This is a genomic window from Pseudoalteromonas sp. P1-25 (assembly GCF_001401805.1).
In the GTDB taxonomy this organism is placed as follows: Bacteria; Pseudomonadota; Gammaproteobacteria; order Enterobacterales; family Alteromonadaceae; genus Pseudoalteromonas.
Window position 1 is genome coordinate 55,491 of record NZ_LKDW01000022.1, and the last position, 22,594, is coordinate 78,084.

Below are 22,594 nucleotides of genomic sequence, written 5' to 3' on the forward strand. Positions count from 1 at the left end.
GTAAAAGCTATGCTATTGGAAGGAGGCTATTTTTTTCTCTAACTTTTTAATACGTTTTTCAATTTCGGTTGTTTGCTTTTTATGCTCTTTATTTATTATTTTTAACTGCTTGGTTATATCTTTGCTAATTAACTTTTTATCCTCGTCATCTAAAATTCGATTAAGCCGCTGTTGCTGATTGTACTCAGCGCGGTCTTTCTTACGTTTTATAATTGCTAACTTATTATTATTGCTTCTCAATTCTGCTTGCAGATCAAGCACAATACGTTCGCGCTCTAATGCGTTTAGCTCTTTTGTGTAATCTTGCGCCGGTGCAGTATTAATTCCTGATACAGTATTAATTGTGTAGGCGGTAGCGTTATCTTTACAAGGGAATTGCGAAAAGATAGTGCCGTTTTCTGTCACGCATTTATAGTAGGTTGTGGCATTTTGCGCATGCAGAAAAAGTGGGCATACCATTACTGCGCATAAAAAAAGTGTGTGCTTTTGCATTAAGTTCATCCCTGGCGTTTACTATGATTTAGTAAATATAACCTAGCTTGGTGTTATAGCAAGCTAGGTTAAGGGATAGGGCTATTGTGTGTAGGTTTTTAGCTTTTTAATACTTTGTACTAAAAACGGGATATCGAGGCTTTGCTCTATAGAAAAGCCTTCAGCGGCAGATATATTTTTATAGTTACCGTCTGAATCTATAAGCGTAATTCTATCTTTTTTGTAAGCAATAACTACACCTTGTGAGTAGTTAACGCCGGTATCTGTTTTTTTCTTATAGAGGTTTTCACCTAGCATGGTTTGCGTAACAACAGACTTACAGTTTAAGTATTGCCCTACACTGGTTGCAATAATATCACTAGGTTGAATAAGCCCGTCTACCTTGGCTATTTGCTTATCAGAGCTGTATAACACCGATGATGTAACTACTTCTGAGCTATTATTCGCTAAGCTAAAGGCAAAAATATGCGTGTCGTCATTGCGTGGAGAAGGGGCATCCTCTGCTTTTATGATTCTAATCGCACTGTTTGAGTGGGCTTGGTCGTTTATAAAGCTTAATTCTTCAATACCCGTAAGTTCAATGCTTCTACGTTGGCTTTGCCATGCAGGCAAGGTTTGCTCTGATAAAATGCTCATTTTATAAAAAGAAGGTAAGCCATACACTAAACTAAATAAGCTATCGCCATGGTGTGTTGGCTGTAAAAACTGATCAGTTTTATGTAGATTTTCATGCTTAGCAACAAACTGTTTTAACTGTTCATCGTTCTCAAATACAAAAATATCAACTTGTTGCTCGGTGTAATCGTCGCACTTTTGTAAAGGCGAAGGAATTTGATAATTAACGTTTTGATTATTAATTCTTACATCGTGAGCTTGTTTGTAGCTTTCAATGTCGAGTAAATCATTTTTAGCTAATAAACTTTTAGCGGTTGTAGGGTACGAAAGCGGTAAAACGTTATCTTGCTTCGTTATATCAAACTTTAAATTTGCATCGGCCCAAATGTGAATACTGTGGCTAAGAGCAAAACACAATACTAAAAACGAGCTGGCAAAACGGGCAAACTTAAGTTGTTTTAAACGCGCTAAATGCTGCCATGTATAGTTACTTACAACTAGCTGAAAGCCTAAAATAAGTAAAACAATCCCCCCAGCTAACAATGTAGTAAGGGTCGGCGAGCTCGTAAGACGATGCCATAGTAAAGAAATAATTTCAGGAAGCGCAGAAGAGCTTAAGTGGTAGCCCAAATTAACATATACATATGCATCAAGCGTTAATATAGATGCCCCAAGTGTTGCAATAACGGCAGCCATACCTCGAATATGGCGGGGATAAGGAAACACCAAGCTTAAAGGAAATACCGTCAGCACAAATGCTAAAAAAGCGATAAAGCTCGTATGGCTTAACCACGTCACTAACATATAGGTAATACCCATAAAGCTAGTTGGCGGTGAATCTGCAAATAAAAAACTTAGGCTAATAAAAAGCGCTAAACCAATGTTTGCAAAAGTGAACCAATGGCCCCAACTTAATAACTGACTCGCTTTAGATGAAAACTGATTGTGCTGCGATAAATTCATATAATTTATTTAACCGACTGAGCAAGTGCTTTTGCAAAGTTCTCAGTTACGGCTTGTCTTTTCCCTGCAGGTACATGCTCTTTTAGGATATGCGTGATAGAATTTCCTAAACACATAAGGCTTAAATCAACCGGCGCATTATGTTGCGTTAGCACATCAATGAGCTGATCGACGATTTGTTCTACTTCTTCATTAGAGTATTTTGATAAGATTGGCATCAGTTGGTTCAATAAAAGAGTTATATTCTCGTATTTTAACACCAGAGGCGTGAAAAACAAAGATGACAACAGACGTTAAAAAATTAGTCGTTCATTATGTAGACAAAAAAGACGACGATACGCAAATTCACCTCCGAAACGATGAAATGGTGATTAATGATAAAGTCGCTGTTTTTATCGAACAACTCCATCATGCATACAACTCAAAGCCAGGCAAAGGTTACTGTGCATTTAGTGGCGATAAAAATAGTGTTGTAGCGTCAGCAATGCAAAGCTATCGTAACGACGAGTTAGGCTTTTGGCACATGACCGAGCAAGCATCTACGGTTTTAAAAGAAGAGCTTGATAAGTACGCCTTTAGTGAAACCGGTTATTTAGTATTTTGTCATTATCAGTATGTGGCTACTGATTACATGCTAATAGCCATGATCAACATCAAAGAGCACTACAGCATGACCTCAGAGCTCGATTTAGCAGCGTCGCGCCACTTAGATATATCGCGCATGCAATTAGCAGCTCGCATTGATTTAACCGCATGGGACACACAAGCTGACGACAATCGTTATATTTCGTTTATTAAAGGGCGAGCAGGGAGAAAAGTAGCAGACTTTTTCTTAGATTTTTTAGGGTGTGAAGAGGGCATAGACCCTAAACAACAAAGCCAAGTGATGCTCAGCGCTGTTGAAGATTATTTATCTGAGCAGGAGTTTGATAAATCAGAAAAAGACGAATTACGTAAGCAAGTATTTGACTACTGTAATGACTGTGTAACCACAGGTGAAGATGCAAGCGTAACTGAACTTTCGGCGACTTTAACTAAAGGCGATGACAGTCCATTTGACAGCTTTTGTAAAGAGCAAAGCTACGATTTAGAAGACTCTTTCCCGGTTGATAAAAAAACCGTGACCAGTATGGTTAAGTTCTCGGGTTTAGGCGGCGGTGTAAGTGTAAGTTTTGAGCGTAAACATTTAGGTGAGCGCGTAACTTACAATGAAGCGACTGATACACTAGTCATTAAAGGCATTCCACCTAACTTAAAAGATCAACTACAACGTTTTATGGAAAGTGAAAGTGAGTAAACTCATTTGATCTAATTAAAAGCTGATTTAAGAGCGCGATTTTTATATCGCGCTTTTTTATTTTTGCTAGGTAGTAAAGCCACTTAAAAGTATATTGCACAAAGAGAAGTGAATGAGAATAAAATGTGAAAACAACACCAATTTAAACAATTATTTTTTCATTTGTTCGCTAAAAGCGCAGCGTCTCATATCCTCTTTGTGAATATACGTTTATTACGGGCTTTGCCCGGCACGCCAATAAGTTGTGCGTCTACAGGTTAATATTATTTACGGTGTTTAAGTTTGGCTGGAGTCATAAAGTTTGCTTACGCGAGAAGCAATGCAGCTGTTTATTTTTGCTGGCTATTAAAGCCACTTAAAAGTCTATTGCACAAAGACAAGCGAAAGAGGATCAAATGAGAAAATACATTTCAGGGCAAGACAGGTTTTAAAACAAAAAAGCCCCGCTATTTGTTAATAGCGGGGCTTTTTAATGAGTGTTAATGGTTAATCAGCACTCATTGTTTTAGTCATTGCAGAACTCGCACGACCTGCTGGTTTAATTGAACCTGCGCGTAAGCCACTATCAGGCACTAACTCACGTTTGTCGTGTGCCATGGCAACTGATGTATGCTTTACGTCGCTATCAGCAACAGGTGTCGGTTGTGCCATTGGTGCACTTGCCGCGCCTTTGGTGATAACCGTTTTTGCATTTACATCTTTTTGAGTTGCATTTGCAGTAACTGGTTGCTCAGTTGCTACAGGCTCTGCTTTAACAGGCTCTGGCGTTGCTGGTTGCTCAGCTGCTACAGGCTCTGCTTTAACAGGCTCTGGTGTTGCTGGTTGCTCAGCTACCTCAGGCTCTGCTTTAACAGGCTCTGGCGTTTCTGGTTGTTCAGCTACTTCAGGCTCTGCTTTAACAGGCTCTGGTGTTGCTGGTTGCTCCGCTACTTCAGGCTCTGCTTTAACAGGCTCTGGCGTTTCTGGTTGTTCAGCTACTTCAGGCTCTGCTTTAACAGGCTCTGGGGTTGCTGGTTGCTCAGCTACTTCAGGCTCTGATTTCACAGGTTCAGGTGCTGAAATAGGTTGCTCAGTAACAACAACGGGCTCTTCAGCTGTTTCAGGGTCAACCGTTTTCACTGCATCGTCATTGGCTGTTGGTTGCTCTGCTTTAGGGGCAGCCTCAACTTTAGCTAGGTCTTCTACAGCTATCGCTTGCTCAACATTTTCTGATGCATCGTTTGAGCTTGGCTGTTCAGCTTTTGCTTTAAGCTCTGCCTCGTACTCTGCTGCTGCTTGATCAGCGACAGGAACAAATGCAGGCGCTTCAGTGGTTCTTTCTTCATTTGCTTCATTTTGCTCAGGGCGGCGACGACGCTGACCCGAAGCACGAAGGTGACGAGGAGAACGGCGTGAGCGCGTACGTGTTTGCCCTTGCTCATCTTCAGAGTGTGCTTCCTCAGATGGCACTGCAGCTACTGGCTTTGCTTCTTGCTCAGGTTGTGTTTTAGCCGTTTGCTCTTTTACAGGTGCAGGCTTTGTTTGCTCTGATTTTTGCTCATTAGTAGCTTGCTTTTCTGCTGGCGCTTTCTCTTGCGCTTTAGGTTGCTCTACTTTTGGCGTTTCAGTGCTTTGCTGCGCTTGCTCAGGCGTATCAGATGCGTTTACTTGCTCAGTATTTTCATCTTGGATACGTACTTTTTTACGCACATTACGACGTTGACGACGAACTTTTGGCTTTTGCTCTTTAGGATCAGCGTTTTGTTTAGTCTCAGCTTCATTCGGTTTAGCGTCTGTTTTAACTTGCTCTTTATCTGCATTACGATTGTCGTTATTACGGTTATCGTTACGCTTACGCGAGTTAGGGTTACGACGACGCTTGTTACGGTTCTCGTTTTTCTCTTGGCTTTCGTTCGCTGTAGAATCAGTTTTCACTTCTTCTTCACTAGGGCGTTCACCACGAGGTTTAGAGCGTGAGTTGTTACGACGACGCTGGTTGTTATTACGACGACGATTGTCACTGTTACCACGGCGATTGTTATTACGCGTTTGCTGTTGCTTTTCTTGCTCAGCTTTTTCTTTTGCTTGTTTTTCTTCTTCGCTTTCACTAGAGAATAACGACTTGAACCAATTACCAATAGCCGCGAGTAAACCGCCTTCAACTTTAGGTACTGCAACAGGGGCTGCTGGCTTATCTACTTTAGCTTGTGGTGCAGGTGTTGAAGGCATAACAACACCTTTAAGCATAGGTTCTTCACGTACCGGCGCAGCTGCGGGTTTAGCCATTTCGAACGATTCAGGCTCTGGGGCAACAACTTGGTCGTAACTTACTGTTTCCAGTGTTTCGTCTTTACGTAAACGCATTACTTCGTAGTGTGGTGTTTCCATGTGTTGATTAGGAATAATCACCACATCACATTTGTGATGTTTTTCAATACGGTGAACGCTTCTGCGCTGCTCGTTTAATAAATAAGCGGCAACAGCTACAGGCACTTGGGCGTTTACTTGTGCAGTGTTGTCTTTAATTGCTTCTTCTTCAATTAAACGCAAAATAGAAAGGGCGATTGACTCATTAGAGCGAATCGTGCCTTGTCCGCTACAACGCGGGCACGGGCCTTGGCTTGCTTCACCAAGCGAAGGGCGTAAACGCTGGCGCGACATTTCTAGTAAACCAAAGCGCGATATTTTGCCAATTTGTACACGCGCACGATCTGGGCGAGCCGCGTCTTTTAAACGGTTTTCTACTTCGCGTTGATGGCGTGGCGGTGTCATATCGATAAAGTCGATAACAATTAAACCACCTAAGTCGCGAAGACGTAATTGGCGGGCAATTTCATCAGCCGCTTCTAAATTAGTATTGAGTGCTGTTTCTTCAATATCACCGCCTTTAGTTGCCTTAGACGAGTTAATATCAATAGAGGTAAGCGCTTCTGTTGGGTCAATTACTATAGAACCACCTGAAGGCAAACGTACTTCACGTTGGAACGCAGATTCGATTTGGCTTTCAATTTGGTAATGTGTGAATAATGGCGTGTCGCCTTGATATAGCTTTACACGGCTCATAAAATCAGGGCGAAAACGCTCAATGTGCGCTTTAGCTTCTTCAAATACACGTGGTTTATCAATTAAGATTTCGCCAATATCGCGGCGTAAATAATCGCGAATAGCGCGAAAAATTACATTGCTTTCTTGGTGTATCAAAAACGGAGCTTTAGCACTATCGGCTGCTTGTTGAATAGCATCCCAATGGACTAAAAGCGCTTTTAAATCGTAGTTTAATTCTTCAAACGATTTGCCAACACCTGCGGTACGTACAATTAAGCCCATGCCTTTTGGTAGTTCTAAACGGCTAAGTGCTTCTTTAAGGTCTGTACGCTCATCACCTTCGATACGACGAGAAATACCGCCTGCACGAGGATTATTAGGCATAAGCACTAAGTAACTACCCGCTACGCTGATAAAAGTAGTAAGGGCTGCGCCTTTTTGGCCGCGCTCTTCTTTATCTACTTGTACTATTACCTCTTGGCCTTCTTTAATCACGTCGCGAATGTTAGGGCGACCATGAAAAGTGTAACCTTGCGGGAAGTATGTGCGGGCAATTTCTTTTAAAGGAAGGAAACCATGACGATCGGCGCCGTAATCTACAAAAGCCGCTTCTAAAGAAGGTTCAATGCGTGTAATTTTGCCTTTATAAATATTGGCTTTTTTCTGTTCGTGACCTGGGCTTTCTATATCTAAATCATATAGGCGCTGGCCATCAACCAGTGCTACGCGCATTTCTTCTTGCTGCGTTGCATTGATTAGCATACGTTTCATATTGTTACTCTACTTATTTTGTGTCGCTGACATGACGAAACGTGTTCGCCTGTTCAGTTGTTCCCTTTTTTAGAATGTGCAGCCTCACGACTGGGTCTGTTACGGAACGCTCTGTAATGTGTATGCAGTATTTTTTAAATGCTGGCTAACAATAACGTACGCTTACGTTATTAAATTCTTTATGGTGCTAAAACTGTTGGCTCTTACGCTCTTTACAAGTTTTACCCAGAAGTTGGCCTGTCATATCAATCTTTTTAGTACGTTTATGTTAGGCGCGTAGGGCTCGTTAAGTTGCGTAAATACGATGAGTATTTTCTAAGTACTTACGAGCAAAGTTCGCTGCCGAATGTTAATAAACGCTTATTTGCTAGATTTTTAGTTCTAAATAAGCTGCTATACGGTACTACATGTGAGCAAATGCTGAACAACGTATTTACGTCGTCACTATCAAACAAATTATTTGTTCATTGCTTTTATTTTTACATTAAATGTCAATTCATGTTCAAACTTAATCAGTAATATATTACGCGCATTACTGTTAGTTGAGCGCACGTGTTAACTGAGTAGGCATAAAAGCTTTGGAAAACTTAACTCGGATCTGTATGATCGGCTACCCAGAATGTGCATCACGAAAGTTTTAATGTGTTAAAAAGCACCGTTGTTATTTTGCAAATACTAAATATTTGCGCTGCTGATTATCCCACTATTATAACCGTGTTAGCAACTAAATTATTTTACTTAAATCAGTGATTAGGCAATGTCAGAAAAAACCGGCTTACAAGTAACTTTTGTCACAATCAACGAAGACCATTTAGGTCAGCGTATTGATAACTTTCTTATTACCCATTTAAAAGGGGTGCCTAAAAGCGCTGTTTATAAAATTTTACGCAAAGGCGAGGTACGCGTTAATAAAAAACGCATTAAGCCTGTTTATAAATTACAACTTAATGATGTCGTGCGTATTCCGCCAATTAAAGTAGCAGAACGCGAAGAGTTTGTGCCTAAAAAGCTAGATAAAGTAAAACAATTAGAAAGCGCCATTTTATTTGAAGACAAGTACCTTATTGTTATTAATAAACCTTCAGGCATGGCTGTGCATGGGGGGAGCGGCTTAAGCTATGGTTTAATAGAAGCGCTGCGCGTATTACGCCCAGATGAGCGTAATTTAGAGCTCGTACACAGACTTGATAGAGACACATCGGGCTGTTTATTAATTTCGAAGCGTCGCTCAGTGCTCACTGCGCTGCATGAGCAGCTGCGTGAAAAAACCATGGAAAAAAACTACTGGGCATTGGTAACAGGGCAGTGGGACTCATCGGTTAAAAATGTGACCGAAGGCCTGCGTAAAAACACGCTCAAGTCGGGCGAGCGCGTGGTGCGCGTAGATAATGTTGAGGGGAAACCTTCACATACCCGCTTTAGGGTACTTGAGCGTTTTAACGAGTGCTCACTAGTACAAGCTTCTCCTGTAACAGGGCGTACTCACCAAATACGTGTTCATACCCAGTGTAAAGGCCATCCTATTGCGTGCGATGATAAATACGGCGACCAAGGTTTTGATGAATCAATGCGTAAAATTGGTTTAAACCGCTTATTTTTACACGCTCACGATTTAAGCTTTTATCACCCTAAAAACGAAACCACTCTGCGTGTAGAAGCACCGCTTGATAACGCACTTAAAAATTGTATTTTAAAATTAAGAGATGCTAAAGCGTAATGACCGCCGCTGTTTTTAAAAAGTATAAACTGGTTATTTTTGATTGGGATGGCACTGTCATGGACTCAATTAGCAAAATTGTTAATTGTATTCGTCACAGTGCACTTGCGCTTAATATTGAACCGCCAAGCGACACTGCAATTAAAAATATTATCGGTATGTCGCTTGAACTTGCCATTGAGGTACTTTTTCCTGATGACGTAGCGCAGCATCCTGCATTAATTAACGGCTATAAACAACAATACCGTGTTGATACTACCCCAACACCTGTATTTGATAATGTGGAAAATGTACTAAGTACATTAAAAGCGCAAGGTGTTATTTTAGCGATTGCCACCGGTAAAGGGCGCGCGGGGCTTGAGCGCTTGCTTGATGAAAGCCAGCTGCGCGTATTTTTTAGTGCAAGCCGTACCAGCTGCGAAGCGCAGTCTAAGCCATCTCCCGACATGCTTTACCAACTTTTAGATGAGTTGGAGGTTAATGTAGATGATGCCCTTATGATTGGCGATACAAAAATAGACATGGCAATGGCAAAAGCAGCGGGCATGGATAGGATAGGTGTGACCATGGGGGTCCATAACGCGGAGCAATTAAACGAATTTACCCCTGTTGCAACCGTTGATAATTACCAACAGTTGCAACGTATTTTAGTTGGTTAATTTTGGCTGCTCGGCAAGTATATCAAGATTAAACTCAGCTAATAGCTGGCTGAGTTTAATTAGTGGCAAGCCTATTAAACTATTTGGATCGTCCCCGTTTAACTTTTCAAATAAACAAATGCCTAATCCTTCACTTTTAAAGCTCCCAGCGCAGTTATAAGGTTGCTCTGCATCGCAGTAGGCGTCTATTTGCGCTTTGGTGAGTGTTCTAAATACCACTTCAAAAGGCTCTATTAACGTTTTTGCTTTATTGCTCGCAATATCGTAAACACACAGGCCGGTTAAAAACGTAACGGTTTGACCGCTAAATAGAGCAAGCTGTTTTAAGGCGTTTTCTTTATTATGAGGTTTACCAAGAATTTGCCCGTTAAACACAGCTACTTGGTCAGAGCCGATAGCTAAACCTTGGTCAAAGTGATTGCAGGCTGCTCGTGCTTTGCCTTCGCTTAAGCGCATTACGAGTTGCTCAGAGGTTTCGTTTGGTAAGGCGGTTTCGTCAATATTTGGCGAAAAAGTACTAAAGGGCAGATTAAATTTTTGCAATAAAGACTGCCTAAATGGCGAGCTTGAGGCTAATATAAGCGGGTGCTTCATAAATTATTATCCTAATTAAAATTAGTTTGAGTTAGGATAAATCAGATCCGTAATGAAAACACGTGAAAAACCATGTAAAAATGCTTTTTTGCTTTGACTAACCTATTAACTATCTATATGATGCAGCCCCTATGCAAAAGGTAAAAATTCCCATCACCCTTCATCCTGGGAAAGCAGCGCAACACCGTTTATCTTACGATGGTATTGTACCGCTTGAAAAACTTGCTCGTTTACGAGGTGTTGTACAGGAAGAAGTAGGTGAAATAGCGGTAAAAATTCAGTGCAAAACTGATGAGCAAGGTTTAGTTGTGATTAGCGGCAATTTGTCCACGCACGTAACTGTAACTTGTCAACGTTGTAATGATGATTTAGGGTTGGATTTGGATCAAGACTTTATGTATTCGCCAGTTGGTTTGGATGCTGAGTCAGATGATCTTCCTGAAGTCTACGATGAAGTAGAACTTGATGAAAACGGCGAAATTAACGTATTTGAGTTAATCGAAGACGAGCTAATTTTAGCAGTGCCATTAGTGCCTACACACAACGAAGCTTCGTGCAATTACTCGTCAAAGCCTGCTAGCTTTGGTGTGTTAAAAGCGGAAGATGATAAACCAAATCCATTTGATATTTTGAAACAACTTAAGAAAGATTCTTAGGAGAAGACTAATGGCTGTACAAAAAAGCAAAAAGTCTCGTGCAAGACGCGGCATGCGCCGTTCACACGATGCGATCAACGGTCCAACTTTAACAGTTGACCAAACTTCAGGTGAGACTCATCGTCGTCACCACGTAACTGCTGACGGTTACTACAAAGGCGTTCAAGTAATTTCTAACTAAGAGATTGCTTTATGCTGACTAATCTAACCATAGCGTTAGATATGATGGGGGGCGATTATGGCCCCCGTTCATCTATCCCCGCTGCCGTTTGCGCAGTAAATGCTCATGCCAATTTAACGCTTATTTTGTGCGGCAACGAGCAAGTTATTACAAATCAATTAGAATCGCTCGATTCGCTTTCACACCCACGTTTAATTATTCGCCATTGCAGTGAAGTTGTTACTAATGCTTGCGAACCCGCTTTAGCTGTACGTTCTAAAAAAGATTCTTCAATGCGTGTTGCCCTTGATTTAGTTAAATCGGGTGAGGCGCAAGCTTGTGTAAGCTCAGGTAACACGGGTGCTCTATTTTTTATGGCTCACTATGTATTAAAAATGTTACCAGGCGTTAAACGCCCCGCATTAATATCTGCTGTGCCTACAGAGCGAAAAACCCCAGTGTATTTGCTCGATTTAGGCGCAAATGTGCATTGTGATGCAGAAATACTTTATCAATTTGGCATTATGGGGTCGGTGGTCGCTGGTCAAGCACTTGGCTGTGATAGCCCAAAAGTGAGTTTGCTTAATATTGGCTCAGAAGACATAAAAGGCCACGAAGACATAAAACAAGCCGCACAGCTTATGCAACAAAGTCCTTATATTAATTACACCGGTTACAGCGAGGGCAGTGATATATTTTCGGGGAAGGCCGATGTTATTGTGTGTGAGGGGTTTGTAGGTAACGTTGCGTTAAAAACCTGCGAAGGCATTGCTAAGCTAATTATGAAAAAGTTTACAAGCGCCCTCGAAAAGCACTTAATTTACAAATGCATGGCGTTTATTTTAAGTCCTATCATAAAAAAACTCTATAATCGGGTGAACCCCGACCAGTATAACGGTGCTTCTCTGGTAGGATTGCGCGGTATTGTCGTTAAAAGCCATGGAAATGCATCAGCAAAAGCATTTCAAGCAGCAATCGATGAAGCGGTAAAAGAAGTTGAACGCCAACTTCCAGATAAAATAGCCGCTATTTTCGAAAAAACACATTCTAAAAACTCGGCGGCCGAATAAACGTTAGGTGCCGTAGTTACATTAAATTTTTGTTTAATTAAAAAGAGCAAAGTATGGCACAAAAAATTGCACTTCTATTTCCAGGTCAGGGCTCACAAAGCGTTGGCATGTTAAGCGAGCTACTAGAGAGCTCTGACATTGTAAAATCAACCTTTAGCGAAGCGTCAAGCGCACTTGGCTACGATTTAGCAGCGCTGGTACTAAATGGCCCAGAAGAAGAACTCAATCAAACTCATCGCACTCAACCTGCATTATTAACAGCCAGTGTGGCAATTTACCGCCATTGGTTAGCTCAAAACCCTGATGCCGAAGTTGTTATGGCTGGTCACAGTTTAGGTGAATACTCTGCACTTGTGTGTAGTGATGTTATTAGCTTAAGTGAAGCGGTAAAACTGGTTGAAAACCGTGGCTTATACATGCAAGAAGCTGTGCCAGCAGGCGTAGGGTCTATGGCCGCTATTATTGGTTTAGGTGATGACGAAATAAAAGCTGCGTGTGAAGAGTCTGCACAAGGTGAGGTCGTTTCACCGGTAAACTATAACTCACCAGGCCAAGTGGTTATTGCAGGGCACAAAGCTGCGGTAGATAGAGCTTCACAAGCGTGTAAAGACGCCGGTGCAAAACGTGCCTTACCACTGAGTGTAAGCGTGCCTTCACATTGTGAATTAATGAAGCCAGCGGCTGAAAAACTAGCTAACGATTTAGCGGCTTTAACATTTAATACACCTAAGTGTGATGTAATTAATAATGTTGATGTAAAAGCTGAAAATTCAGCCGATGCCATTAAAGATGCATTGGTGCGCCAACTATACAGCCCAGTACGTTGGACAGAAACAGTGCAAGCTTTAGTTGCCCAAGGCATAACACAAAGCTACGAATTTGGCCCAGGTAAAGTTTTAACTGGCCTTGCAAAACGAATTGATAAAGCAATGGTATGTGGTGCAGTAAACGATGCTGCCTCTATCGACGCTGCAAAATAAGAGTATATAAAATGACTAATTTATTTTCATTAGAGGGCAAAGTTGTCCTAATTACTGGCGCAAGCCGTGGCATTGGTAAAGCAATTGCAAACACCTTAGTAGCACAAGGCGCAAAAGTAGCAGGTACTGCAACAAGTGACTCAGGCGCAGCTAAAATTAGCGAATATTTAGGTGATAATGGTAAGGGTTATGCTTTAAACGTAACCGATCCTGCATCGATTGAGGCTACTTTGGCTGCAATAAAAGCGGATTTGGGTGATGTTGATGTACTTGTAAATAACGCGGGTATCACCCGTGATAATTTATTAATGCGCATGAAAGATGGCGAGTGGGACGATATTATCGACACTAATTTAAGCTCTATTTTCCGTTTATCTAAAGCGGTATTGCGCCCAATGATGAAGAAAAAGAACGGCCGTATTATTAATATTGGCTCAGTTGTGGGCACTATGGGTAATGCAGGTCAAGCTAACTATGCGGCGGCAAAAGCAGGTGTTATTGGTTTTTCTAAATCGCTTGCTCGTGAAGTTGCATCACGCGGTATTACTGTAAATGTAGTAGCCCCTGGTTTTATTCAAACCGATATGACCGATGAGCTAACAGAAGATCAAAAAGCGGCCACCCTTGCAAATGTACCAGCAGGTCGATTAGGCCAGCCTGATGAAATAGCAGCGGCAGTGTGTTATTTAGCATCTGACGCGGCTGCGTATGTATCGGGCGAAACTTTGCATGTAAATGGCGCGATGTACATGGTTTAAAAACCATTGCCAGTACTTTGAAAGCAAAATAACTTAAGTAAGTGGCCTCAAAAACATTGAATTTTTTGTGATCTTGCTTTAAACATACTTGAAATCGCTGTGAAAATAAGCGATAAAAGACCTAACAAACACTCAGAGGTTTGACCAGACAATTATTTATGGTCAAATCATTGAATCAGAGAATTATGCGGCGTAAACTACGCCGCAATCTGAAAATAACGCATTGGCGTTTTTAATAAAGGAAAGAAGAATGAGCGATATCCAAGAACGCGTAAAAAAAATTATCATCGAACAACTAGGTGTTAAAGAAGAAGAAGTTAAAAACGAAGCTTCTTTCGTAGATGACCTAGGTGCAGATTCTCTTGATACTGTTGAACTAGTTATGGCTCTAGAAGAAGAGTTTGATACTGAGATCCCAGATGAAGAAGCTGAAAAGATCACTACAGTACAATCTGCAATCGATTACGTATCAGCTCACGCTGAGTAATTAATCGCATATTAAAGGCAGCATTCGCTGCCTTTAATCTATATATCCAAACCACCTCAAAGTTCATGATTCAAATTCACCCGCTTTTACTCTCTACTACATTTATGTGTAATAGCATATCCTTACTTGAATTTGAGACTCGCACTTTGAGGTCGCTTGGGTATGAATTCCCTTTGTAATGCCAATAGATTTAAACTTAGTAAGACAAACTGCTTACTAAATAACAATACATTAATCGATTGGTTTAAATATCCCTTATTGGAGGCAAACCGTGGCTAAACGTCGAGTCGTCGTAACTGGCTTAGGAATGTTGACGCCGCTAGGTAATGATGTGCAATCAACCTGGCAAGGCTTATTAGATGGTAAAAGTGGTATACAAAACATAACCCACTTTGACACATCAAAATTTGGTACTAAATTCGCTGGACTCATCAATGACTTTGATGCAACTGCATACATGTCGGCGAAAGATACTAAAAAAATGGACTTATTTATTCAGTATGGCATTGCAGCGGGTGTTCAAGCCTTACAAGATTCAGGTCTTGAAGTAACTGAGCAAAACGCAACACGTATTGGTGTAGCAGTAGGTTCGGGTATTGGTGGACTCACCCTCATTGAAGAAAACCACATAAAACTGCTTAACAGTGGCCCACGTAAGCTTTCGCCATTTTATGTGCCATCAACCATTATTAATATGATCTCAGGCCATTTATCAATGATGCATGGTTTACGCGGTCCTAATATTTCTATTGTAACGGCATGTACTACAGGCTTGCATAATATTGGCCATGCAGCGCGTATGATTGCCTACGGCGATGCAGATGCCATGGTTGCCGGCGGTGCAGAAAAAGCCTGTACGCCAATTGGTATGGGTGGCTTTAATGCTGCACGCGCGCTTTCTACACGCAATGATGACCCACAAGCGGCATCTCGCCCGTGGGATAAAGACCGCGATGGTTTTGTATTATCTGATGGTGCAGGCGTGGTAGTAGTTGAAGAATACGAACACGCTAAAGCCCGTGGCGCTAAAATATACGCTGAACTTGTTGGTTTTGGTATGAGTGGTGATGCATACCACATGACCTCGCCACCGGAAGACGGTGCAGGCGCTGCACTTGCAATGCAAAATGCACTAAACGATGCACAAGTAAATGCAGAGCAAGTAGGCTACATTAACGCACACGGTACATCGACTAACGCAGGCGACAAAGCCGAAACGCAAGCTGTTAAAACTATTTTTGGCAGTGCAGCTAAAGATGTAATGGTTGGCTCGTCTAAGTCGATGATGGGTCACCTATTAGGTGCAGCGGGTTCAGTAGAGTCTATTATTTCTATTTTATCGCTGGCCGATCAAAAAGTATCGCCAACCATTAACCTTGATAACCCAGATGAAGGCTGTGACCTAGATTACATAGCCCACACTGCACGTGATGCAAAACTCGACTTTGCATTGTGTAACTCATTTGGTTTTGGTGGGACTAATGGCTCGTTGCTATTTAAAAAGGTATAATCTTTTTTAACAACGAACCACATTATAAGAGCTCAGTTGTTTAACTGGGCTTTTTTTATGCAAGCCATTTAATATGCAAACAATAATAACAACCGATGATACAAGTGCGATTAACACGCGCGATAGAGGCCTTAACTACGGGGATGGCTTTTTTACCACTGCCAAAGTAAGTGCAGGGCACGTAGAGCATTGGCAATACCATAAAGCACGTTTGATAGAATGCGCCGAGCGTTTAGCGTTTCCGGCAATTAATTTTACTGAGCTTGAGCAGCATATTAAAACAGCCATTACTGGCTGCAAATTAAATGCCCTTAAAGTAGTTGTCACCCGCGGAGAAGGTGGGCGAGGTTATGGATTACCACAACACACCCATTTAACCATTTTAATTACAGTATCAGCGTTTCCACAAAACTACTCAGCATTAGTTAACAGCGGGGTAAGTTTAGCTTTAAGCCCAATTAAATTAGCATCTCAGCCATTACTTGCAGGCTTAAAAACACTTAACCGTTTAGAGCAAGTGCTTATTAAAAATGCCATGGCATCTCAACAGTGCGACGATGTTTTAGTGCTCGATCATCAAAACAATGTCATTGAAGCGTCAGCCGCTAATGTGTTTGCAATTGGCGATAATACACTCTACACACCAAGCCTTGAGCAATGCGGTATAAAGGGGGTTTATCTGCAATCGTTATGTGATAAATTAGCGGTTGAATTTAAGCACGTTAGCCTAAACGAGCTAACCCAAGCACGCGCTGTATTTATATGTAATAGTTTAATGGGGGCAGTGCCTGTTAACCGTATTGAGCAACACCCCTTTAATGTTGAGCAAAGCATGCGTTTATTAAATGAATTACTAGCCAAGGAGGCTAAGTGTTAAAAGTTATTTTATCGGTATTATTGTTAGCTTTAGTGACAACGCTAGTAGGGTATCAACAATTACAAGCAACAATAACAAGCCCGCTAAATATAGCTACCCCTGTGCAATTTGAAGTAAAAAAAGGTATGGGCTTTAACCAACTTTGTAAGCAATGGGAGGCTAATAATTGGTTAAAAAGTTGCTGGCGTTACCAAGTGATTGCAAAGCTTGACCCAACGCTAACCGATTTAAAAGCAGGTTTATACCAACTAACTAATACAAGTGTTATAAATAACATAAAAAAAATAAACAACGGTGAACAAATTAGCTTTAGCTTTACCATTATTGAAGGGCAAAACTTACGGGAAGTATTAGCTGCCATTAATAGCGCGCCGCATTTAACTAATAACTTAAATACAGAGCAACTTTCGCAGCAAATAGTAGGCGAAAAAGGCCATTTAGAAGGGTGGTTATTTCCAGATACGTACCATTACCACAGCGGTGATACGGCCAGTAGTTTACTAAAGCGAGCAGCCGTTAAAATGCAGCAAACACTTGAGCAAGCATGGCCAAAGCGCGCAAAAAATCTACCCTATAAAAACGCATATGATGCGCTAATTATGGCCTCTATTATTGAAAAAGAAACCGGCCTTGCCAGTGAGCGCCCGCTAATAGCCGCTGTATTTATAAATAGATTAAACGCCAATATGCGCCTTCAAACAGACCCAACCGTAATATACGGCTTAGGAGCGGATTTTGACGGCGACATTAAGCGAAAAGATTTACGCGATTACACACCCTATAACACGTATCGCATTAACGGGTTGCCGCCTACACCCATTGCCATGCCCTCAAAAGCCGCTATTTTAGCAGCGCTTAACCCACCGCAATCAGAGTATGTTTACTTTGTGGCTAAGGGCGATGGCAGTCATCAATTTTCAACCACGTTAAAGCAACACAACGCGGCAGTTAAAACGTATATATTAAATAAAACGAATTAAACCTTATATGAAACCAAAATTTATTGTTATTGAAGGCCTTGAAGGTGCGGGCAAATCAACGGCTATTTCGTTATGCCAAGACTTTTTAAACAAAAAACAAATAGACTTTATTAACGTGCGCGAGCCTGGGGGCACGCCGCTTGCGGAGTCTTTACGAACGCTTGTAAAAGCAGAGCACAAAGAAGACATAGCCTTTGAAACCGAATTACTTATTATGTACGCAGCGCGCTCGCAACTTATGCATAATGTAATTAACCCAGCACTTAATAACGGGCAGTGGGTATTAGCCGATCGTCACGATTTGTCATCTCAGGCCTACCAAGGAGGCGGGCGCGGCATTAGCGCTAATACCTTATCGTCTTTGTCGTCTATGGTGTTAAAAGGATTAAAACCTGATTTAACCATTTACCTAGATATAGACCCAGTAATCGGTCTTGAGCGTGCTAAAGGCCGTGGTGAGCTTGATAGGATAGAGCAAGAAGCCATAGAGTTTTTTCAGCGTACCCGTATGCGTTATGTTGAGCTGGCAAATGACGATAGCTCAATAAAAACGGTTGATGCCAATCAAAGTATTGATAAAGTACATCGCGATATAACCAACGTACTACGCACCTTTTTTGAAGGGTTAAAATAGTAATGGCATTGCCGTGGCTTAATAGCGTAGAGCAACAGCTTGCGCAAAGTTACAAAGCACAGCGTTTTCACCATGCGCAGCTATTATGCGGGCCTATTGGTGTGGGAAAGTTTGAGCTAAGCGAACAATTAGCAAATAGTTTATTATGCCAAAATATTAATACCCACATGCAGCGCGAAAACAGCACGCTTAGCCCGTGCGGCCAATGTAAAAGTTGTGCTTTAACGCATGCGGGTAACCACCCAGACAAACGCTTAACGCAAGTTGAGGGGCAAAGCATTGGTGTAGACGATATTCGCGCGATAAGCGATTTTATGAACCACTCTGCTGCGCAAAATGGGAATAAAGTAGCAATAATCGAAAACTGCGAAAAAATGACCACGGCTGCGGCAAACGCATTACTAAAAACGCTAGAAGAGCCCAGCAATAGTCGCTTTTTAATTTTAACAACAAGCAATACCGCGCAGTTACCCGCCACTATTTTAAGCCGCTGTGCCAAAACAGACATTAAAGTAACTAACCCCAATGAAGCTAAAAGCTGGTTAGCCAACTTAAATATAAATGATCATGTGTGGTTACCTTTATTTTACACGCAACCACTATTAATTAAACAGTGGCAAGCGCAAGAACAACTGCAACACATTGATACTTTATATAAATTTGCAACTGAGTTTAAACAAAGCCATAATTTTAGTCCGCTTGTTAATATAATTAATAAACAACCAGAGCTAATACGCATTTTTACATTATTTTTAAGCGAGCAATTAAAACAGCAGCTTATAAAAGGTTTAAGTTTTGACGCGTACCAAAGCGCGCAGCAAGCGGTGAATGAATTTTTACAAAATAGCACAGAGGTACTCGGGCTTAATTTACCTCTAGCAGTGTCGCGTTTAGCGCATGCCCTGCGTCACATTTAATAGGAATACTTATGCAAGAGCTTTTAGTTGATGTAGACAACCTTGACGAACTTTACCGCTGCTACATGCCATATTTAAAACAAGGGGGTCTTTTTGTGCGTACCAACATGCGCTACGAAATCGGCTACTCTTTAGCGCTAAGAGTGACATTACCAGATGCGCTAGAAGATGACGTTGTAACGGGTAAAGTTGCATGGATAACGCCTCAAGGCGCACAAAGCTCTAACCCACCCGGTATAGGGATTAGCTTTTTAGATGACAAAACAAATCTAAACGCTAAAATCGAAAAGCTATTAGGCACTATGTTAAACTCTGGTAACCCAACATATACCATGTAGCTTAATGGGCTATTTTGCCCGTTAAATCGTAATACCAATGTGCTTAATTAAGTAATTTTTTTTGGTAATAAAATCGGTGCAATAACAAACCCTAAATTTCGGTATTTAGTCGTTTTAAATTAGAAATTTTAACGCTGTTAGCGCCAGTTTTAACCTCTAAAATTGATTAACTCTTATTGTGGATTGGTAAAACTTAACACTCAAAACAATACAGGCCGTATAGTGATTGTAGATTCTCATTGCCATTTAGATCGTCTTGATTTTGACAAACTAGATTTAAACTTAGATCAAGTACTCGACAACGCCCGCGCAAAGCAAGTAGAGCATTTTTTATGTGTAAGTGTAACGCTTGATCAATTCCCAAGCATGCTCGACAAAATTAAACACTACGATGATGTATCGGCCTCGTGTGGCGTGCATCCGCTTGATCAAAAAGATGCCCTAAATAAACAGCAGCTTATTGATTTAGCATCGCATGAAAAAGTGGTCGCAATAGGCGAAACAGGCCTAGATTACTATTATTCGAAAGACACGCACGCAGTGCAACAGGCAAGCTTTGTTGGCCATATTGAAGTAGCAAACGAGTTACAAAAGCCGCTTATTATTCATACCCGCGACGCCCGAGCCGATACGATTAACTTAATGCGTGAGCACAAAGCAGAAAATTGCGGTGGTGTACTGCATTGTTTTACCGAAGATTGGGATATGGCTAAAAAAGCCATCGACATGGGCTTTTATATTTCTATTTCGGGCATTGTTACTTTTAAAAATGCCGTAGAGCTTAAAGAAGTAGTAAAGCAAATCCCACTCGATCGATTACTTATTGAAACTGATTCGCCGTATTTAGCACCTGTACCGTACCGTGGTAAAACAAACCAGCCAGCGTATGTAGAAGATGTTGCCTACTACATTAGCGAGCTAAAAGGCATAAGCTTTAACGAGCTTGCAAAAGCCACCACAGATAACTTTTATTCACTTTTTAAATTAGCAGCAAAAGGCTAACACATGACTACTCAATCGGCGCAACTCCCGCTTTTATTAATGGGGCCCATGGTGCGCCGAGCTGAGCAACGTAGTATATGTATTCAATTTGCGACGTCACGCCCTGGCAATTGCCAAATTACACTCGTACACCATCAAAGCTACAGCGAGCAGCAAAGCATTGCACTAGGTAAACACCTTTACCTGCATTTTATTATTATAAAACCCGTTGATAACCCGTTTCCGCTCGATACTTTATTAGCCTATACATTGCATATTAACGAGCAGCAAATTGATTTAGCACCGTGGTGTTTTAAAGGGCAAGCAGCGCCTTCGTTTGTTATTGCTAATAAGCTAACCCATATTTTACATGGCTCGTGCCGTAACGCGCATCATCCTGCAAAAGACAGCTTAGTATCTGCAAGCGAGTGGCAAAATAAACAACGTTGTAACAATCAGCAAGGCGCACAGCTTTTATTACTTAGTGGCGATCAAGTGTACGCCGATGATGTAGCCGGCCCTATGCTATTGGCAATTCATCAGCTAATAGATGTATTAGGACTTTATAAAGAGCAGCCGCTTGAGCTTAACTTACCAGCAGATATAAACGATCAGCTTTTTAACCGCCACCATTACTTACCCAAAACGCCATGGCAAAAACGTTCAAAATTGGGTGTAGGGTATTGGCTAAAAAAAGACGAGCCTCATTTTTCTAGCGTAAAAGCGCATAATCACTTAATTCACTTTGAAGAATTTGTTGCGCTGTACTTGCTTAACTTTAGCGCTGCTGCATGGCAATGCGTTAATATTAATAATATGCATTACACGCAAGGTAATGAAAAAAACACCGCCATTTTTAACGCCGAAAAAAAGGCCTTAATTGACTACGCAAAAGGCTTAAATAGCGTAGAGCGTTTATTTGCCAATGTATCTACCTTAATGATGTTTGACGATCACGATGTTACCGATGATTGGAACCTAACGGCAGGGTGGGAGCAAGCAATAAATCAAAACCCAAATAGTAAACGTATTATTAATAACGGGCTGATAAGTTATTGGTTATTCCAAGGGCTCGGTAACGACGCGCTACACAAAACAGGTGCACTAATAAACGAATTTAAACAAAGCCGAAGCGCTAATAATAGTTGGCAGTTTAAAGCCTTTGATAAACCGCTTAATGAGTTTAATTATTGGCATTATGAGCTTAACACTACACCAAAAGTGGTTGTGCTCGATACCCGCACACACCGCTGGCGTAACGAAAGTAACTTTAACGAACCCTCAGGCTTACTTGATTGGGAGCGCTTAACAGAGCTTGAAGAAAGCCTACTGAGCCACAGCAAAGTAATTATTGTATCACCAGCGCCGGTGTTTGGCGTTAAATCAATTGAGGCAATTCAAGCGGCGTTTAATATGTGCGGCCAACCGCTTATGGTTGATGTAGAAAACTGGATGGCACACGAAGGCTCCGCCAAAAAACTGCTTGATACATTTAGACGCACAGATACACCCAACGAAACGCTTATTTTATCGGGCGATGTGCATTATTCATTTTGTTTTTCGGTGCAAAAGCGTTTTGGCGATCACCCCAATAGAATATGGCAACTCACCGCCAGCGGTATCAAAAACGAATTTCCGCGTAAGCTCATTAATGTACTCGATAAGCTCGATTCAATATTATACGGCCCCAAAAGCCCGCTTAACTTTTTTACCAAACGCTGGCACATGGAAGTAGATAAACACCAAACCGTAGGCGAAGGCCAAAAGTATTTAGTAAGCGACTCAGCCATTAGTTTAATTACTTTAGAGGAAGGCGACTTAGCCCGATACCAACTAATCCACGGCGACGGCCATTTAACAGAATTTGATTTAGAGCATAAATAAAGCACGTTATTGGTTTTGTAGACGTAGAGCTTGCTCACGTTAGAAGCGCAGCTTCTTGTAAAAGATCAATTGCACAAAGAGAAGAAAATGAGGAGAAAATGAGAAGACATAACCAATCCTAGCATTTTATTTATCACAACTCTAAAGCGTAGCGTCTGAAAACTTCTTTATGGAAAAGTAACTTAAGCTAATTGCACAAAGAGAAGCGAATGAGGAGTAAATGAGAAAAT

At 41.3% G+C, this 22,594-nt stretch carries 22 protein-coding genes; 17 read left to right on the plus strand and 5 right to left on the minus strand.

Annotated elements, in window-relative coordinates; translation table 11 throughout:
- Window positions 1-12: 12 nt before the first annotated feature.
- From AN393_RS13640 to AN393_RS13650, 3 genes are all read right to left on the minus strand, one after another.
- A complete protein-coding gene (locus tag AN393_RS13640) occupies window positions 13-492 on the minus strand; it encodes a DUF4124 domain-containing protein (protein WP_055015706.1) in 480 nt (159 codons plus the stop codon).
- An 81-nt stretch (window positions 493-573) separates the two neighbouring features.
- Entirely contained in the window at window positions 574-2,070 is a 1,497-nt protein-coding gene (locus AN393_RS13645) for a DUF3413 domain-containing protein (RefSeq protein WP_055015646.1), read from the minus strand.
- Between the two features lie 5 nt (window positions 2,071-2,075).
- Window positions 2,076-2,288: a DUF1414 domain-containing protein gene (locus tag AN393_RS13650; protein WP_004588923.1), complete on the minus strand. Its 213-nt coding sequence runs from the start codon at window positions 2,286-2,288 to the stop codon at window positions 2,076-2,078.
- 62 nt (window positions 2,289-2,350) lie between these two features.
- Between AN393_RS13650 and yejK the strand changes: the two genes are divergently transcribed.
- Window positions 2,351-3,367: a nucleoid-associated protein YejK gene (gene yejK, locus AN393_RS13655; protein WP_055015645.1), complete on the plus strand. Its 1,017-nt coding sequence runs from the start codon at window positions 2,351-2,353 to the stop codon at window positions 3,365-3,367.
- Window positions 3,368-3,853: 486 nt separating this feature from the next.
- On the opposite strand, the gene rne is transcribed toward yejK, so the two are convergent.
- Window positions 3,854-7,162 (minus strand): ribonuclease E, encoded by a 3,309-nt coding sequence (rne, locus tag AN393_RS13660; RefSeq protein ID WP_055018375.1) that lies wholly within the window; start codon window positions 7,160-7,162, stop codon window positions 3,854-3,856.
- 757 nt (window positions 7,163-7,919) lie between these two features.
- Between rne and rluC the strand changes: the two genes are divergently transcribed.
- Both rluC and AN393_RS13670 read left to right on the plus strand, forming a co-directional pair.
- Window positions 7,920-8,879 (plus strand): 23S rRNA pseudouridine(955/2504/2580) synthase RluC, encoded by a 960-nt coding sequence (gene rluC, locus AN393_RS13665; protein ID WP_055018376.1) that lies wholly within the window; start codon window positions 7,920-7,922, stop codon window positions 8,877-8,879.
- Window positions 8,879-9,538 (plus strand): HAD-IA family hydrolase, encoded by a 660-nt coding sequence (locus AN393_RS13670; RefSeq protein ID WP_055018377.1) that lies wholly within the window; start codon window positions 8,879-8,881, stop codon window positions 9,536-9,538. Before rluC ends, AN393_RS13670 begins: the two co-directional genes overlap by 1 nt.
- Here the strand turns inward: AN393_RS13670 and AN393_RS13675 are convergent.
- Window positions 9,527-10,132, minus strand: coding sequence for a nucleoside triphosphate pyrophosphatase (locus AN393_RS13675; protein ID WP_055018378.1), 606 nt, complete (start codon window positions 10,130-10,132; stop codon window positions 9,527-9,529). The two genes, AN393_RS13670 and AN393_RS13675, sit on opposite strands and share 12 nt — an antisense overlap.
- A 131-nt stretch (window positions 10,133-10,263) precedes the next feature.
- Here AN393_RS13675 and yceD point away from each other — a divergent pair, with 131 nt between their 5' ends.
- The 14 genes from yceD (at window position 10,264) to AN393_RS13745 (ending at window position 22,364) form a co-directional block, all read left to right on the plus strand.
- Window positions 10,264-10,788, plus strand: coding sequence for a 23S rRNA accumulation protein YceD (gene yceD, locus AN393_RS13680; RefSeq protein ID WP_055015064.1), 525 nt, complete (start codon window positions 10,264-10,266; stop codon window positions 10,786-10,788).
- Between the two features lie 10 nt (window positions 10,789-10,798).
- On the plus strand, window positions 10,799-10,969 hold the full coding sequence (gene rpmF, locus AN393_RS13685; protein ID WP_004587686.1) for a 50S ribosomal protein L32: 171 nt from the start codon (window positions 10,799-10,801) through the stop codon (window positions 10,967-10,969).
- An 11-nt stretch (window positions 10,970-10,980) separates the two neighbouring features.
- Window positions 10,981-12,018: a phosphate acyltransferase PlsX gene (gene plsX, locus AN393_RS13690; protein WP_055015063.1), complete on the plus strand. Its 1,038-nt coding sequence runs from the start codon at window positions 10,981-10,983 to the stop codon at window positions 12,016-12,018.
- Window positions 12,019-12,071: 53 nt separating this feature from the next.
- On the plus strand, window positions 12,072-12,998 hold the full coding sequence (fabD, locus tag AN393_RS13695; RefSeq protein WP_055015062.1) for an ACP S-malonyltransferase: 927 nt from the start codon (window positions 12,072-12,074) through the stop codon (window positions 12,996-12,998).
- Between the two features lie 11 nt (window positions 12,999-13,009).
- Entirely contained in the window at window positions 13,010-13,756 is a 747-nt protein-coding gene (gene fabG / locus AN393_RS13700; RefSeq protein WP_055015061.1) for a 3-oxoacyl-ACP reductase FabG, read from the plus strand.
- A gap of 250 nt (window positions 13,757-14,006) precedes the next feature.
- Window positions 14,007-14,243: an acyl carrier protein gene (gene acpP, locus AN393_RS13705; protein WP_004587690.1), complete on the plus strand. Its 237-nt coding sequence runs from the start codon at window positions 14,007-14,009 to the stop codon at window positions 14,241-14,243.
- Window positions 14,244-14,514: 271 nt separating this feature from the next.
- Entirely contained in the window at window positions 14,515-15,753 is a 1,239-nt protein-coding gene (gene fabF / locus AN393_RS13710) for a beta-ketoacyl-ACP synthase II (RefSeq protein WP_055015060.1), read from the plus strand.
- A 73-nt stretch (window positions 15,754-15,826) separates the two neighbouring features.
- Complete coding sequence (pabC, locus tag AN393_RS13715) at window positions 15,827-16,630, plus strand: aminodeoxychorismate lyase (RefSeq protein ID WP_055018379.1); 804 nt, start codon at window positions 15,827-15,829, stop codon at window positions 16,628-16,630.
- Window positions 16,624-17,610 (plus strand): endolytic transglycosylase MltG, encoded by a 987-nt coding sequence (gene mltG / locus AN393_RS13720; RefSeq protein WP_055018380.1) that lies wholly within the window; start codon window positions 16,624-16,626, stop codon window positions 17,608-17,610. The genes pabC and mltG overlap by 7 nt, the downstream gene beginning before the upstream one ends.
- 7 nt (window positions 17,611-17,617) lie before the next feature.
- Window positions 17,618-18,244 (plus strand): dTMP kinase, encoded by a 627-nt coding sequence (gene tmk, locus AN393_RS13725; protein ID WP_055015057.1) that lies wholly within the window; start codon window positions 17,618-17,620, stop codon window positions 18,242-18,244.
- A gap of 2 nt (window positions 18,245-18,246) precedes the next feature.
- Window positions 18,247-19,161, plus strand: a complete 915-nt coding sequence (locus AN393_RS13730; RefSeq protein WP_055018381.1) for a DNA polymerase III subunit — start codon at window positions 18,247-18,249, stop codon at window positions 19,159-19,161.
- An 11-nt stretch (window positions 19,162-19,172) separates the two neighbouring features.
- Window positions 19,173-19,499: a PilZ domain-containing protein gene (locus AN393_RS13735; protein ID WP_055018382.1), complete on the plus strand. Its 327-nt coding sequence runs from the start codon at window positions 19,173-19,175 to the stop codon at window positions 19,497-19,499.
- A 222-nt stretch (window positions 19,500-19,721) separates the two neighbouring features.
- Window positions 19,722-20,501: a TatD family hydrolase gene (locus AN393_RS13740; RefSeq protein ID WP_055015072.1), complete on the plus strand. Its 780-nt coding sequence runs from the start codon at window positions 19,722-19,724 to the stop codon at window positions 20,499-20,501.
- Between the two features lie 3 nt (window positions 20,502-20,504).
- Window positions 20,505-22,364 carry an alkaline phosphatase D family protein gene (locus AN393_RS13745; RefSeq protein WP_055018383.1) on the plus strand — a complete coding sequence of 620 codons (1,860 nt, stop codon included), beginning with the start codon at window positions 20,505-20,507 and terminating at the stop codon, window positions 22,362-22,364.
- Window positions 22,365-22,594 lie beyond the last annotated feature (230 nt).